The sequence below is a fragment of the Neorhizobium lilium genome (genome assembly GCF_004053875.1).
Classification (GTDB): Bacteria; Pseudomonadota; Alphaproteobacteria; order Rhizobiales; family Rhizobiaceae; genus Neorhizobium; species Neorhizobium lilii.
This window is the reverse complement of sequence record NZ_SBIP01000003.1, coordinates 80,346-93,732: the sequence shown is the minus strand read 5'-3', so window position 1 is coordinate 93,732 and position 13,387 is coordinate 80,346. Positions and strand designations below refer to the sequence as shown.

General features: G+C 62.4%; 14 protein-coding genes and 1 other RNA gene. 9 read left to right on the top strand and 6 right to left on the bottom strand.

Features of this window, described 5'->3' with window-relative positions:
• Nucleotides 1-864 (top strand): prephenate dehydratase, encoded by an 864-nt coding sequence (locus tag EPK99_RS12955; RefSeq protein WP_128443509.1) that lies wholly within the window; start codon nt 1-3, stop codon nt 862-864.
• 43 nt (nt 865-907) lie between these two features.
• On the opposite strand, the gene EPK99_RS12950 is transcribed toward EPK99_RS12955, so the two are convergent.
• From EPK99_RS12950 to EPK99_RS12935, 4 genes are all read right to left on the bottom strand, one after another.
• Nucleotides 908-1,282: a VOC family protein gene (locus tag EPK99_RS12950; RefSeq protein ID WP_128443508.1), complete on the bottom strand. Its 375-nt coding sequence runs from the start codon at nt 1,280-1,282 to the stop codon at nt 908-910.
• 67 nt (nt 1,283-1,349) lie between these two features.
• Nucleotides 1,350-2,045 carry a helix-turn-helix transcriptional regulator gene (locus tag EPK99_RS12945; protein ID WP_128443507.1) on the bottom strand — a complete coding sequence of 232 codons (696 nt, stop codon included), beginning with the start codon at nt 2,043-2,045 and terminating at the stop codon, nt 1,350-1,352.
• 68 nt (nt 2,046-2,113) lie between these two features.
• A complete protein-coding gene (gene nudC / locus EPK99_RS12940; protein ID WP_128443506.1) occupies nt 2,114-3,082 on the bottom strand; it encodes an NAD(+) diphosphatase in 969 nt (322 codons plus the stop codon).
• Nucleotides 3,079-3,489: an HIT family protein gene (locus EPK99_RS12935; protein WP_128443505.1), complete on the bottom strand. Its 411-nt coding sequence runs from the start codon at nt 3,487-3,489 to the stop codon at nt 3,079-3,081. The genes nudC and EPK99_RS12935 overlap by 4 nt, the downstream gene beginning before the upstream one ends.
• 85 nt (nt 3,490-3,574) lie before the next feature.
• On the opposite strand from EPK99_RS12935, the gene ffs reads away from it, so the two are divergent.
• From ffs to EPK99_RS12920, 3 genes are all read left to right on the top strand, one after another.
• Nucleotides 3,575-3,671, top strand: an RNA gene (gene ffs / locus EPK99_RS12930) — signal recognition particle sRNA small type.
• A gap of 85 nt (nt 3,672-3,756) precedes the next feature.
• Nucleotides 3,757-5,637, top strand: a complete 1,881-nt coding sequence (locus EPK99_RS12925) for a DNA polymerase III subunit gamma/tau (RefSeq protein WP_128444220.1) — start codon at nt 3,757-3,759, stop codon at nt 5,635-5,637.
• A 17-nt stretch (nt 5,638-5,654) separates the two neighbouring features.
• Complete coding sequence (locus tag EPK99_RS12920; protein WP_128443504.1) at nt 5,655-5,978, top strand: YbaB/EbfC family nucleoid-associated protein; 324 nt, start codon at nt 5,655-5,657, stop codon at nt 5,976-5,978.
• A gap of 13 nt (nt 5,979-5,991) precedes the next feature.
• Here the strand turns inward: EPK99_RS12920 and EPK99_RS12915 are convergent, their stop codons facing one another.
• A complete protein-coding gene (locus EPK99_RS12915) occupies nt 5,992-6,600 on the bottom strand; it encodes an MOSC domain-containing protein (protein ID WP_128443503.1) in 609 nt (202 codons plus the stop codon).
• Nucleotides 6,601-6,652: 52 nt separating this feature from the next.
• Between EPK99_RS12915 and recR the strand changes: the two genes are divergently transcribed.
• Complete coding sequence (recR, locus tag EPK99_RS12910) at nt 6,653-7,258, top strand: recombination mediator RecR (RefSeq protein ID WP_128443502.1); 606 nt, start codon at nt 6,653-6,655, stop codon at nt 7,256-7,258.
• An 87-nt stretch (nt 7,259-7,345) separates the two neighbouring features.
• Entirely contained in the window at nt 7,346-8,548 is a 1,203-nt protein-coding gene (locus EPK99_RS12905; RefSeq protein WP_245582452.1) for a lytic murein transglycosylase, read from the top strand.
• 17 nt (nt 8,549-8,565) lie between these two features.
• On the opposite strand, the gene EPK99_RS12900 is transcribed toward EPK99_RS12905, so the two are convergent.
• Nucleotides 8,566-10,197, bottom strand: a complete 1,632-nt coding sequence (locus EPK99_RS12900) for an MFS transporter (RefSeq protein ID WP_128443500.1) — start codon at nt 10,195-10,197, stop codon at nt 8,566-8,568.
• 239 nt (nt 10,198-10,436) lie between these two features.
• On the opposite strand from EPK99_RS12900, the gene rimP reads away from it, so the two are divergent.
• From rimP to EPK99_RS12885, 3 genes are all read left to right on the top strand, one after another.
• A complete protein-coding gene (rimP, locus tag EPK99_RS12895; RefSeq protein WP_128443499.1) occupies nt 10,437-11,027 on the top strand; it encodes a ribosome maturation factor RimP in 591 nt (196 codons plus the stop codon).
• A 66-nt stretch (nt 11,028-11,093) separates the two neighbouring features.
• Nucleotides 11,094-12,704 (top strand): transcription termination factor NusA, encoded by a 1,611-nt coding sequence (gene nusA, locus EPK99_RS12890; protein WP_128443498.1) that lies wholly within the window; start codon nt 11,094-11,096, stop codon nt 12,702-12,704.
• Nucleotides 12,701-13,384 carry an RNA-binding protein gene (locus tag EPK99_RS12885; RefSeq protein WP_128443497.1) on the top strand — a complete coding sequence of 228 codons (684 nt, stop codon included), beginning with the start codon at nt 12,701-12,703 and terminating at the stop codon, nt 13,382-13,384. Before nusA ends, EPK99_RS12885 begins: the two co-directional genes overlap by 4 nt.
• Nucleotides 13,385-13,387 lie beyond the last annotated feature (3 nt).

The window sequence follows — 13,387 nt, the reverse complement described above, 5'->3', positions numbered from 1 at the left end:
ATGACAGATGCTACCAACCGCATCGCCTTCCAGGGCGATTTCGGCGCCAATTCCGACATGGCCTCCCGGGACATGTTTCCCGGCATGGAGCCCCTGCCCTGCCCCACATTCGAGGATGCGTTCCAGGCTCTCGAAAACGGCGAGGCGGACCTGGCGATGATCCCGATCGAAAACACGATCGCGGGCCGCGTGGCCGACATTCATTACCTGTTGCCGGAATCGCGCCTCCACATCATCGGCGAATATTTCATGCCGATCCGCTTCCAGCTGATGGTGCTGCCGGGCGTGACCCACGAGGAAATCCGCACCGTGCACAGCCATATCCACGCGCTTGGCCAGTGCCGCAAGATCATCCGCTCGAACGGCTGGAAGGCGGTCGTCGCGGGCGATACCGCCGGTGCTGCCAAGCTGGTGGCCGAAAAGGGCGACCGGAGCATGGCAGCGCTGGCACCCCGGCTGGCCGCGGATCTCTACGGGCTCGATATCATCGCGGAAAATGTCGAGGACACGGAAAACAACGTGACCCGTTTCGTGATCCTGTCTCGCGACGAGAAATGGGTGGAGCGGAACGACCCGAAGGACATGATCGTCACGACTTTCGTGTTCAATGTGCGCAATATCCCGGCGGCGCTCTACAAGGCCATGGGCGGCTTTGCGACGAACGGCATCAATATGACGAAGCTCGAAAGCTACCAGCTCGGCGGGCGTTTCGTGGCAACGCAGTTCTATGCGGATATCGAAGGCCATCCGGACGATCTGCCGGTGCGACGGGCGCTGGAAGAACTGCGATTCTTCTCCGAGAAAGTCCGCATCCTGGGTAGTTACAAGGGTCATCCCATGCGCCGCGCGCTGCAGCAGGGGTGAGAGGCGGCGGCGGAACAAATCCCGCCACCACCCATGTTTTGCGTCAGGCCTTGTCGGTCATCGCATAGACGCGCAGACGGTGCCCATCCGGATCGGTCGCCACAAAGGTGTAGCCGAAATCCATCTGGACCGGCGTCTGGAGGATGCGCAGGCCGCGCCCTCCCCAATCCGCGTAAACGCCATCAACAGCGGCAGCGGTATCATGTCGAAAGCAGATTTCGGCAGCCCCGCTGCTGGCGGCGACGGCGGGCTCTGCCGTGTGCTTAGACCAGAGGCCGAGTCGAAGGCCGGTAGGCAAAATGAAGAGGGCGAATGTCGGTGAGCTCTCCACCGGTTCAAGCTCCAGAAGCGCGCTATAGAACTTGGCGCTGTTGAGGGGATGATCGACGAAGAGAATGATGAAATCGGGATGAACCATGCCGGTGCTCCTGTGTTGCGGCTGGGGTGAGCCTAGCCGCACCTACTGACAATTCCTGGCAGCAGCGTCACAGGGGTGGCGGAAGTCCCTCCGACTGCCGCCACTCCTTCATCAGAGCCTGGCGGCGTCGCGGATAGCGAACTTCCGCAGAACGCACCGTCAACATCCGGTCCGTGCGGAAATGGCGAAAACCCTGGCGCAGTTCACACCAGCCGACGACGACCCGCACGTTTTCGAAAAAGCCGAGCGCGAAGGGCCAGATGGTCCGCTCGGTGGGCGTGCCATTGACGTCCTGATAGGTCAGTTCGAGACGATGCTCGGAGCGGATCGCCTTGCGGATGAGAGCCAGATCCGTCTTGTCGTCCTGTCTGGGCGGCGTGGCGACGAGCAGCGTGGAGGCTTCCACGTCCTCCCTCAGATCGGGCGGCAGAACCGCCGTGATCTTGGCCAGAGCATCGGCGGCACTTGCCGCAAGCTTGGGGTCGGTGACTGTCGCCACCCATCGCGAGCCCAGCACCAGCGCCTCGATCTCGTCTTGCGTGAACATCATCGGCGGCAGCAGGAAGCCCGGCCGCAGAACATAGCCGACCCCCGCCTCACCTTCGATCGGTGCCCCCTGCGCCTGCAGGCTTGCAATATCGCGGTAGAGCGTGCGCAGGCTGACCCCTGTTTCGGCTGCAAGGACGGCCCCGCTCACCGGCTGCCGATAGCGCCGCAGCACCTGCACAAGGGCCAGAAGGCGCTCGGCGCGCGCGACAGTCATGACGTCCTCCAGGATATGGAACGGGCCTTAACCGAGAGCCGGAGCACCCGTCCGGCCGTGTGCTTCGATTACGGGCGTTCATCGCTCCATTCGATCCAGTCGCGCAGCAGGCGATGCGCAATCGCGCCTTTTACCGGTGCAAAATACTGACTTTCCGGTGGTGCGTCGAGCATGGCGGACGCCTCCGCGCGGCTGAACCAGCGGACATCCTGCATTTCCTGAGGATCGATGGTAATGTCTACCGAAATCGCCTCGGAATAGCAGCCGATCATCAGCGAATGCGGCATGGGCCAGGGCTGCGAGGCATGGTAGCGGACGCGACCGACCCGGATGCCCGCTTCCTCGAAGGTTTCGCGGCGCACGGCATTTTCGATGGTCTCACCCGGCTCCAGGAAGCCGGCCAGGCAGGAATACATGCCCTCCTGGAAGTGATGGCTGCGGCCCAGAAGGCAGCGGTCGTTCTCCACGTCGACCGTCAGCATGATGACGACCGGGTCGGTGCGGGGAAACAGCATGTGCTGGCACTGGGTGCAAACACGCTTATAGCCGCCGATCTTCATCTCGGTGGTGGAGCCGCATTTGCCGCAGAAGCGGTTGGCCGCATTCCAGTTGAGAAGCCCCACGGCCTGCGCCGCCTCGCCCTGCAGCTCCTCATCCACCAGGGCGTCACGGAACAGCGCACGCGCTTCCGTCGGCTTGTAGTGGCTCGCCAGTTCTTCCGGCGCGATCAGCACCGGCACGGCAATCCGGGGTTCGCCGTTTTCCTTATAGCCAAGGAGCACCGCGTTATCGAAATCCGGCTGCAGTTCCGCCAGTTCATAAGGCGAAAACAACGGATCGAGGATCTGCCCGTCATGCTTCAGGATGAGGCGCGGTCCTGTAAAAGCGAGGATATGCGTTCCATCGGCTGCCAGCGCCTTTTCGACGCAGTCGTCTGCGCGGTACTCCGCCTGGCGGTCCAGCCTGTTGCCGGCAAAGGCGGTGAGGAGGCTCGGCTCCGGATGGGGTGCGTTGGTTTGGAAAATGTCTGCTGTCATGAGGAAAGCGCTTCCACCAATTGGGTGATGAATTCTTGCTTGGTCGCCTGTTCATAGGGTGCCGCCTGCCCGAAGCCCCAGATGGGTCCAGGCCAGTTGGAATCGCCTTCGAAGCGGGCAACGATATGAACGTGGAGCTGGCGGACGATATTGCCCAGTGCGGCCACATTGATTTTCGTGGCGCCGGTCACTTTTTTCAGCGCGGAGGCAACCATGTTGGTCTCGAAGGTGAGAAGCGCCTGATCGAGCGGCTGCAGATCAAAGATCTCGGTCATGCCGTTGCGTTGCGGCACAAGCATCAGCCAGGGCCAGCGGCCATCCTTGAGAAGGCGGAGCTGACACAGGCCGAGCACGGCAACCAGCTCGGAATCCCGCGCCAGCCTCTCGTCCAGTTCGAATATGCTCACGCTCTTCCTCCCGATGTTTTCTTCGACCGTAGTTTTTTACAGGCTTGGCTTGCATTTGGAAGCGTTATTGACGATATGTGCGGCGGGAGGTTGGTGGTGGACGAGCCACTCGCCAACCGGGTCAGGTCCGGAAGGAAGCAGCCCTAACGAGCCAGGCACGGGTCGCCGTGCCAGCCTCCCACCCTTGCTTCATCGGCATCTCGGTCATTTCCGTTTCGGTCAAGTGACTGGACGGTGCATTACGGATGTGAGGATTTCTTGAACGATATCGGGGCCACATCGACCGATCACCCGACCCCCGCATCGAGCGGCAGCGGCTACCGGGTGCTCGCCCGCAAATATCGGCCCAAAGATTTTTCGGACCTCATGGTCGGCCAGGAGCCGATGGTCCGCACCCTCACCAACGCCTTCGAGACCGGCCGCATCGCGCAGGCCTATATGCTGACCGGCGTGCGCGGCGTCGGCAAGACCACCACGGCCCGCATCCTTGCGCGCGCGCTCAACTACAAGACCACCGATATCGACAAGCCGACGATCGACCTTCGGGTGCTGGGCGAACACTGCCAGGCGATCATGGAAGGCCGGCATGTCGACGTGATCGAGATGGACGCCGCTTCCCATACCGGCATCGACGACATCCGCGAGATCATCGAGCAGGTGCGCTACCGCCCTGTCTCGGCGCGCTACAAGGTCTACATCATCGACGAAGTGCACATGCTCTCCACGCAGGCCTTCAACGGGTTGTTGAAGACGCTGGAAGAGCCGCCGGAGCACGTAAAGTTCATCTTCGCGACCACCGAAATCCGCAAGGTGCCGATCACCGTTCTGTCGCGCTGCCAGCGTTTCGACCTGCGCCGCATCAGTGCCGCGGATCTGGTCGGTCTGTTCACCACGATTCTTGAGAAGGAAGGCGTCCCGGCCGAGCAGGAGGCGCTTGCCATGATAGCCCGTGCCGCGGAAGGCTCGGCGCGCGACGGCCTCTCCCTGCTCGACCAGGCGATCGCCCATGGCGGCGGCCGGGTGATCGGCGAAACCGTTCGCAGCATGCTCGGGCTTGCCGACCGCGCGCGTATCGTCGATCTCTTCGAACATGTGGTGCGCGGGGATGTGGCGGCTGCCCTTTCGGAATTCGGCGGCCAGTACGAAGCCGGCGCCAATCCGGTCGTTGTGCTCACCGACCTTGCCGATTTCACCCATCTGGTGACGCGGTTCAAATACATTCCGGAGTCCGCCAACGATCCTTCGCTCAGCGAGGTCGAACGCGTCCGCGGCCAGGAGTTTGCAAACGACGTCTCGGTCAGCACGCTTTCGCGTCTGTGGCAGATGCTGCTGAAGGGCATTCCCGAAGCGGAAGCCTCGTCACGCCCGGCCGGCGCGGCGGAAATGGTGCTGATCCGGCTTGCCCATGCGGCGCATCTGCCTTCGCCGGAAGATGCGGCACGGCGGGTGGCGGAACTGACCGGCAGCGAGGTGCCCCGCCCCGCTCCCAACGGAAGCGTCGGCAATGGCGGACCCCGCTCGAGCGCGCCTTCCATGCCGCCAATTAATGCCCGCGGGATAGAAGCCGGCCCGGCCCGAGCGCCATCCGGCGGGCCGACCGCCATGCTGCGCGCCGTTCCCGCGCCGGAGCAGCCCGCACCCATACTGGAGCGAGTGCCGCAACCGGCTCCCGAGGCTCAGCCGGAACCGCGCGTGCCGGTCGCCTCGATGGAGGATATCAGCGATCTCTGCGGCAAGAACCGGGAACCGGTTCTGCGGGCGCGTATCCGTTCATCGGTTCACCTGGTGAAGATCGAGCCGGGGCGGCTGGAAATCAATCTCGAGCCGGACGCGCCGAAGACCATCGTCAACGACCTGACCACAAAGCTGCGCGAGTGGACCGGGATCACCTGGTGGGTGACGCTGTCCAACGAGCGCGGCGCGCCAACCCTGGTGCAGGCGGAAGAGCAGGCCAAGCAGGCCCGCTTCACAGATGCGCGGGCGGACCCTGACGTGGCGGCCATTCTGGCGCAGTTTCCGGGGTCGCGGATCACCGACGTGCGCATCCGTGCGGCGGAGGAGGAGATCGAGACGGAAGAGCTGGTTCCAGCCGCTGCCGCCGAATCCGAAGAGGGCGACATCCTGCCTGGCGACGATATCGAACTATAAAAGAAGAGGATAATCCGATGCGCGACATCATGGGTATGATGGGCAAGGTCAAGGAAATGCAGGCCAAGATGGAGCAGATGCAGGCGGATATCGCCGCTCTCGAAGTCGAAGGCACGTCCGGCGGCGGTCTCGTGACCGTGCGCATGAGCGGCAAGGGCGATTTGCTTGGCCTGAAAATCGATCCGTCGCTGTTCAAGGAAGACGAGGCGGAAATCCTCGAGGATCTGATCATCGCCGCCCACAAGACGGCCAAGGAACGCGCCGAAACCATCGCAGCCGAGAAGACCCGGGAGTTGACTGCCGGCCTGCCGATCCCGCCCGGCATGAAGTTGCCGTTCTGATCGGACACACTCTCTAGCCGCCGAAGGTCGATCTCCAGCGGCTACCGATCGGCGCGGCGAGGAAGCGGGCTTTTTCCGATTCGGGCAGCTTCCTGCCGATTGCCGCCAGCATGTCCGGGATCATGATCCGCTCGCCGGAATAGATCTCGTGGCGCACCGGATCGCCGGTGGAGACCGTACCCTCGGCCACGACGCGGCAGTAGATGCCCGGACGACCGGCACGGGTGTAGGTCCTGGCGAAGCTCGGATCGGCCATCTTTGCGGCGAGGGTATTGCAGGGACTGCGCGGACAGCTTGCTTCCAGCACGACATGTCCCACATGAAAGCTGTCGCCGACCGCGACATTCCGGTTGTCGAGGCCTTCTATGACCAGGTTTTCGCCGAAAGTGCCGGGCGTAAGCGGGCGGCCAAGCTGTTCGGCCCACCAGTCGAGCGTCAGCGACCCTTCGAGCAGGATTGCCTGATCTTCGCCTCCGTGATGCTTTGCGTTGCAGACGGCATCGCCGACGAGACCCAGCCTGTCTAGCACGGCCGTGCCGATCCCGGCCTTGTTGATGCCCGTCTTGTAGCTCTTGCCGGGCAGCTTTTCGGGGCGCCCGATACAGACGGCAGCAAGTCTCATGTGGCGGCTCCATGCCATTTCCGTTTGATGAATATATGGGCTAAGAGCAGGCATGGCAAAGCGAGTCACCGGTCCCGAAATCGAAAAACTGATCCAGCTTCTGGCGAAGGTGCCGGGCCTCGGACCTCGCTCGGCGCGCCGGGCTGCGCTGCATCTGATCAAGAAGAAGGAGCAGCTTCTCGGTCCTCTCTCCCATGCCATGGGCGATGCCTATGACAAGGTGAAGATCTGTTCGCGCTGCGGCAATGTCGATACCTCCGATCCCTGCATCGTCTGCACCGATATCCGGCGCGACCAGACCATGCTAATCGTGGTGGAAGACGTATCGGATCTCTGGGCTCTGGAACGTGCAGGCGCGATGAACGCCGCCTATCACGTGCTCGGCGGCACGCTGTCGCCGCTCGACGGCGTGGGGCCGGACGATCTCAACATCCGCGGCCTGATCGATCGGGTCGGCGAAGGGGTGATCCGCGAGATCATCATCGCGGTCAATGCGACGGTCGAGGGCCAGACCACCGCCCACTACATCACCGACCAGTTAGCCGGGATCGACGTCAGGATCACCCGGCTTGCCCATGGCGTCCCCGTGGGCGGCGAACTCGACTATCTTGATGAGGGCACGCTGACGGCGGCCCTTCGCGCAAGAACGGTAATTTGAACCCAAAGGACATTCATGAGCAAGCTTGATCTCCTCCGGCCCGCCGGTCGTCTCCGCCGCTTGCTTCTGGCAATCGCGACCGCCGGCATGCTTCTTCCCCTTCCCGCCTTCGCCCAGAACAAGCCGGACGTGGAAAAGCAGTTCCAGCGATGGATCGCTAGCGATCTCAGTCCGCAGGCAAAGAAAGCCGGCATTTCCGAAGCGACGCTGAAGGCGGCCTTCGAGGGGATTACGCTCAACTGGGACCTGCCGGATCTTGTGCCGCCAGGCACGACGCCACCCAAGGAGCAAGACCAGACCCAGGCCGAGTTCTCCTCGCCGGGCGCCTACTTCTCCGAAAAGCGACTGCAGATGCTGGCCACCACCGGCAAGGGGCTGGCCACAACCTATGCCTCCACGCTGAAGCAGATCGAAGCCGCCTATGGCGTTCCCGGCGAGATCGTGGTGGCGATCTGGGGCCGGGAATCGGGCTTCGGCAAGGCCAAGCTCCCTTACTCGGCGATCCAGGTGCTTGCAACAAAGGCCTTCATGTCGACCCGCAAGGACATGTTCCGGGACGAGCTGATCGATGCGCTCACCATGGTGGAACGCGGCGACGTCTCGCCCTCGATCATGAAGGGATCGTGGGCCGGCGCTCTGGGACAGCCACAGTTCATGCCGTCGAGCTACCTGAAATATGCGGTGGACTTCGACAAGGACGGCCATCCGGACATCTGGAATTCGGTGCCGGACGCGCTCGCCTCCATCGCCCATTACTTGCAGGAAAAGGGTTGGCAGCGCGGGCGCGACTGGGGATTCGAGGTCAATATCCCCGTCTATGTTACCTGCGCGCAGGAAGGACCGGATCTCGCCAAGCCAATCTCGTCCTGGGCCGGATCGGGCATCACCCGTGTATCGAGCAAGGCCTTTCCCAATTCCGATCTCAAGGCGAATGGGATGATGCTGGTGCCGGCCGGCCGCAACGGGCCGGAATTTCTCGTGACGCCGAACTTCTACGTGCTCAAGGAATATAACAATTCCGACCTCTATGCGCTGTTCATCGGCAATCTCGCCGATCGCATCGCGCATGGCGCAGGGCCGTTCGAGCAGCCATGGAGAGATGTGGGCAAGATGCTGCGCTCGGATGTGCTCGCCATGCAGAAGGCCCTTGTCGCCAAGGGCTATGATGTCGGCAACGTGGATGGATTGCCGGGATATAAGACCCGGCGTTCGCTGGGCGACTGGCAGACCAAGAATGGCATGGCGCCGACCTGCTATCCGGACGCATCGCTGAAGGGAAAGATCCGGTAAAGACCGGCCTTTTCACCTCAGTGGTGGATATCGAGGGCGGTCTTGTGGAAAATGTCGTCGCGCGGCGGGATCGCCTGGCGTTCGATCATGCGATGCACCCGCGGGCCTTCCGGTCCTTCGTGAAGTTCGCGTATCCGCTGCCACGTTTCTGAATCGGCCTGGGTTCGCCGCTGGTTGTGGCGGACATAATCGGCCCAGGTGGCGGTATGATAGGTTTCCGTCCAGACATCCGGATTTTCCAGATCCCGCATCAGCGACCATTGGCGCGCACCGTCGCGGATGCGGATCCGCCGCCGCTCCGACATCAGGCTCAGGAACTCCGAAACGTTCTCTTCGCGAATGGTATAGTCGATCAGGAGCACGATCGGGCCGCTGCGCGGCTGCAGATCCAGCCGCAGCGACGGTTCGCGGAACGTGCCTACGGGATCGAGATTGAGCGTCTCCAGGGAGGGGAGCGAAAATTTCAGGCCTACCAGCGAGCCCAGAACCATGGCGAGGCTTGCCAACATGAGCGATGTGGCGACGCCGTAGTCTTCCGCAAGCGAGCCCCAGAGCCAGCTTCCGGCCGCAATACCGCCGAAGGCGGCCGTCTGGTAGAATGACAGCGCTCGGCCGACGACCCAGCGCGGCGTCGAAAGCTGCACCGTCGTGTTGAAGAGGGACAGGGCCAGCACCCAGCAGGCGCCAGGAACCAGAAGCACTGCGCAGGTGAGCCAGGTGCTGGAGCTTAGCGAGGCGACGACGGCGCTCAAGGCAAAGCCGGTGAAGGACAAGCGCACGATCATCTCGCTGGAGAAGAGTTCGCGCATGCGCGCATTGAGCAGCGCGCCGCAGATGGCCCCGACGCCGAAGGCACCCAGCATCAGGCCATAAGTAAAGGGTCCGCCCGCCACCAGATCACGTGCAACGAGCGGCAGAAGCGCGAGAATGGCACTTGCCGCAATCCCGAACAGTGCCGACCGGAACAGGACGCTGACAAGCTTAGGCGACATGGCGACATAGCCAAAACCGGCGGAGAGCGCACGCCCCAGGGTTTCACGCGGCAGCGTGCTGACGGCGACGTCCGGCTGCCAGCGGAATAGCGCCCAGAGCAACGGGAAATAGCTGACTGCATTGGTGGCGAAAGCGGCAGCGGCGCCGAGTGCTGCGACGATCGCACCGCCGATCGCAGGTCCGACGCTGCGGGTGATGTTGAAGCCGACGCTGTTCAAGGTGACGGCGGCCGGCAGAAGCGCCCGGGGCACCAGATCGCCCACCGAGGCCTGCCAGGATGGATTGTTGAGCGCGGTGCCGCAACCAAGCAGAAAGGTAAAGGCCAGCAAAAGCCAGGGCGTGAGCAGGCCGAGATAGGCAAATATGGTCAGCAGCACCGAAACGACGAGCATGAAGACCTGCGCCGTCAGCATGATGCTGCGACGGTTGAAATTGTCCGCCAGCGCGCCGGCGACCAGCGAGAACATCATGATCGGCAGTGCCGTGGAGGCCTGCACCAGCGCCACCATGTTTTCCGAGTTCGATATTGCCGTCATCATCCATGCGGCACCGACTGCCTGGATGAGGCCGCCGAAGTTCGAAGCAATGCTGGCGATCCAGATCGTCCGGAATGTCTCTTCCCTGAAAGGAGCGAGGGTTGGTATCCGATCTGCCACGGTGCATTCCTTCGGCTGCTATGCTATTCCAAGTTTATAGACCGCCACGTGTCAATTTCCAGCACCAGGCACCGCCAAAAGCGAAAGCCTTGCATTTGCTGGCATGACCGCGTATATGCAGGCCATATTCTTGATCGTCCGATGAAGAGTGGGCCCGACCGGACCCGCTCTTTTTTGTTGGCCGATCGCTCCACCCGGATCTGGCAATGCCAGGTCCTGCAATGATTGCCGGAGAAAAAATGCCGCAAACGGAACATGAGCCGAGGCTCATCGTCGAAACCGGGCTCGATCTCAGAGTTGCAGAAATCATCGAGCCCGTGCTGGCTTCCATGGATTTCCTGCTGGTGCGCGTCCGCATGCTGAACCAGAACGGCGCGACGCTGCAGATCATGGCCGAGCGCGCCGACGGCACGATGGATGTCGAGGGCTGCGAAGCCGTATCGACCGCGATTTCCCCCGTTCTCGATGTGGAAGATCCCATCGATAAGGCGTATCATCTGGAAGTGTCCTCGCCCGGCATCGACCGCCCGATGGTGCGCAAGTCCGATTTCACCCGCTGGACGGGCCATATCGTGAAGTTCGAGACGTCGATCATGATCGACAATCGCAAGCGGTTCCGCGGCAAGATCGCTGAAGCGGATGCCGATGGCTTCACGATCGAGCGGGATCAGGTTGCCTATGGCGAGGCGCCGCGGGTGACGATACCGTTTTCGGCGCTTGCCGAAGCAAAGCTTATTCTGACCGACGACCTGATCCGCGATGCGCTGAGAGCCGACAAGCTGGCCAAGCAGCAGGCAGCGAACCAGAACGGCGAAGAAGACGACGAATAACAGAACGATCACGGCCTTCGCCCACGAAGTGCCGGAAATGTATCCCGACGACGGAGACCAACGACAATGGCAGTAAGCGCAAACCGGCTGGAACTTCTGCAGATTGCGGATGCAGTGGCCCGCGAAAAGGTCATCGACCGCGAGATCGTGCTGGCTGCGATGGCCGATGCCATCCAGAAGGCTGCCCGCTCGCGCTACGGCTCGGAAACCAATATCCGCGCCGACATCAACTCCAAGACCGGCGAAATCCGGCTGCAGCGGCTTCTCGAAGTGGTCGAGCATGCCGAAGACTACGGTACGCAGATCCCCTTGGCGCTGGCGCGCGACCGCAATGTGGACGCCAAGATCGGCGACTTCATCGCCGATCCGCTGCCGCCGATGGATTTCGGCCGTATCGCTGCCCAGTCCGCCAAGCAGGTGATCGTCCAGAAGGTTCGCGAAGCCGAGCGTGACCGCCAGTTCGACGAGTTCAAGGACCGCGTCGGCGAAATCGTCAACGGCACCGTCAAGCGCGTCGAATACGGCAACGTCATCGTCGATCTCGGCCGCGGCGAAGGCATTATCCGCCGCGACGAAATGATCCCGCGCGAAAACATGCGCTACGGCGACCGCGTCCGCGCCTATGTCTACGACGTGCGCCGTGAACAGCGCGGCCCGCAGATCTTCCTGTCGCGTACGCATCCGCAGTTCATGGTGAAGCTGTTCACCATGGAAGTGCCGGAAATCTACGACGGCATCATTCAGATCAAGTCGGTTGCCCGCGATCCGGGTTCGCGCGCCAAGATCGCCGTCGTTTCCAACGATTCATCCATCGATCCGGTCGGCGCCTGCGTCGGTATGCGCGGTTCCCGCGTTCAGGCCGTGGTCGGTGAACTCCAGGGCGAGAAGATCGACATCATTCCGTGGTCGGCTGAGCCGGCGAACTTCATCGTCAACGCCCTGCAGCCTGCCGAAGTCTCCAAGGTCGTTCTGGACGAGGACGCCGAGCGCATCGAGGTCGTGGTTCCGGACGAGCAGCTTTCGCTCGCCATCGGCCGTCGCGGCCAGAACGTGCGTCTGGCCTCCCAGCTCACCGGCTGGGACATCGACATCATGACCGAGGCCGAAGAATCGGAGCGCCGCCAGAAGGAATTCAACGAGCGCACCAACCTGTTCATGGATGCGCTGGACGTGGACGAAATGGTCGGCCAGGTTCTGGCGTCCGAAGGCTTTGCTGCCGTCGAAGAGCTTGCCTATGTCGATCTCGACGAAATTTCATCCATCGACGGGTTCGACGAGGACACGGCCGGCGAAATCCAGATGCGCGCCAAGGAATATCTGGAGCGGATCGAAGGCGAAATGGATGCCAAGCGCAAGGAACTCGGCGTCCAGGACGAGCTGCGCCAGATCGAAGGCCTGACCAGCCAGATGCTGGTGGCGCTCGGCGAGGACGGCATCAAGACCATCGAGGACTTTGCCGGCTGCGCCGCCGACGACCTCGTCGGCTGGACCGAACGCAAGAATGGCGAGACGAAGAAGTTCGAAGGCCTGTTCTCCAAGTTCGACGTGTCCCGCACCGAAGCCGAAAACATGATCGTGCAGGCTCGCCTGTCCGTCGGCTGGATCACCGAAGAGGATCTCGCCAACCAGCAGGACGTCGTCGTCGAGGAGGAGGCGGACGCCGTAGAACAGGAATGATCCCGCTGGCAAACCAGCTGGATGATGACGATGAGCAGGAGATAGTCGTGAACGACCGGACCTGCATCGTTACCCGCGAAACGACGTCGCCTGAGGCACTGATCCGCTTCGTGGCGGCGCCCGATGGGCGCATCGTGCCGGACCTGAAGCGGCAGCTGCCGGGACGGGGATGCTGGGTGAAGGCCGAGCGGCCACTGGTCGAGCGGGCTGTTGCCAAGAAGATCTTCGCTCGCGCCCTCAAGGCCGATGTGAAGGCCGATGCCGATCTTGGCCAGACAGTCGAAAGGCTGCTGGTCGCCGATCTGACCGGGATGATGAACATGGCCCGCAAGGCCGGGCAATTCATCACCGGCGCAACGAAAGTGGATGCCGCAATTCGTTCAGGAGCCGCGCTTGCGGTGTTCCACGCAGCGGACGCGGCAGCCGATGGAGTGAGGAAACTGGATCAGGCCCGCAAGGCCTGGAAGTTCGGAAATGGAGCCGATGAAGACATTCCATCCTTTTCGCTGCTGACAACGGCGGAATTGGACGAAGTGATGGGCCAGAATGCTTTTATCCATGCCTGCGCGCTTGCAGGGCAGGCGGGTGAGGGTGTAGTGAAGCGCGCAACAATGCTCGAAAAGTACCGCTATAGCGGTCAATCCGGAGCACGGAGCGGCGCTGGCCGGCCAGAACAATGATGC

Coding starts and splice junctions, on each gene's coding strand:
- EPK99_RS12955 (WP_128443509.1), top strand. CDS start 1: ATGACAGATGCTACCAACCGCATCGCCTTCCAGGGCGATTTCGGCGCC.
- EPK99_RS12950 (WP_128443508.1), bottom strand. CDS start 1,282: ATGGTTCATCCCGATTTCATCATTCTCTTCGTCGATCATCCCCTCAAC.
- EPK99_RS12945 (WP_128443507.1), bottom strand. CDS start 2,045: ATGACTGTCGCGCGCGCCGAGCGCCTTCTGGCCCTTGTGCAGGTGCTG.
- nudC (WP_128443506.1), bottom strand. CDS start 3,082: ATGACAGCAGACATTTTCCAAACCAACGCACCCCATCCGGAGCCGAGC.
- EPK99_RS12920 (WP_128443504.1), top strand. CDS start 5,655: ATGCGCGACATCATGGGTATGATGGGCAAGGTCAAGGAAATGCAGGCC.
- EPK99_RS12915 (WP_128443503.1), bottom strand. CDS start 6,600: ATGAGACTTGCTGCCGTCTGTATCGGGCGCCCCGAAAAGCTGCCCGGC.
- recR (WP_128443502.1), top strand. CDS start 6,653: ATGGCAAAGCGAGTCACCGGTCCCGAAATCGAAAAACTGATCCAGCTT.
- EPK99_RS12905 (WP_245582452.1), top strand. CDS start 7,346: ATGCTTCTTCCCCTTCCCGCCTTCGCCCAGAACAAGCCGGACGTGGAA.
- rimP (WP_128443499.1), top strand. CDS start 10,437: ATGCCGCAAACGGAACATGAGCCGAGGCTCATCGTCGAAACCGGGCTC.
- nusA (WP_128443498.1), top strand. CDS start 11,094: ATGGCAGTAAGCGCAAACCGGCTGGAACTTCTGCAGATTGCGGATGCA.
- EPK99_RS12885 (WP_128443497.1), top strand. CDS start 12,701: ATGATCCCGCTGGCAAACCAGCTGGATGATGACGATGAGCAGGAGATA.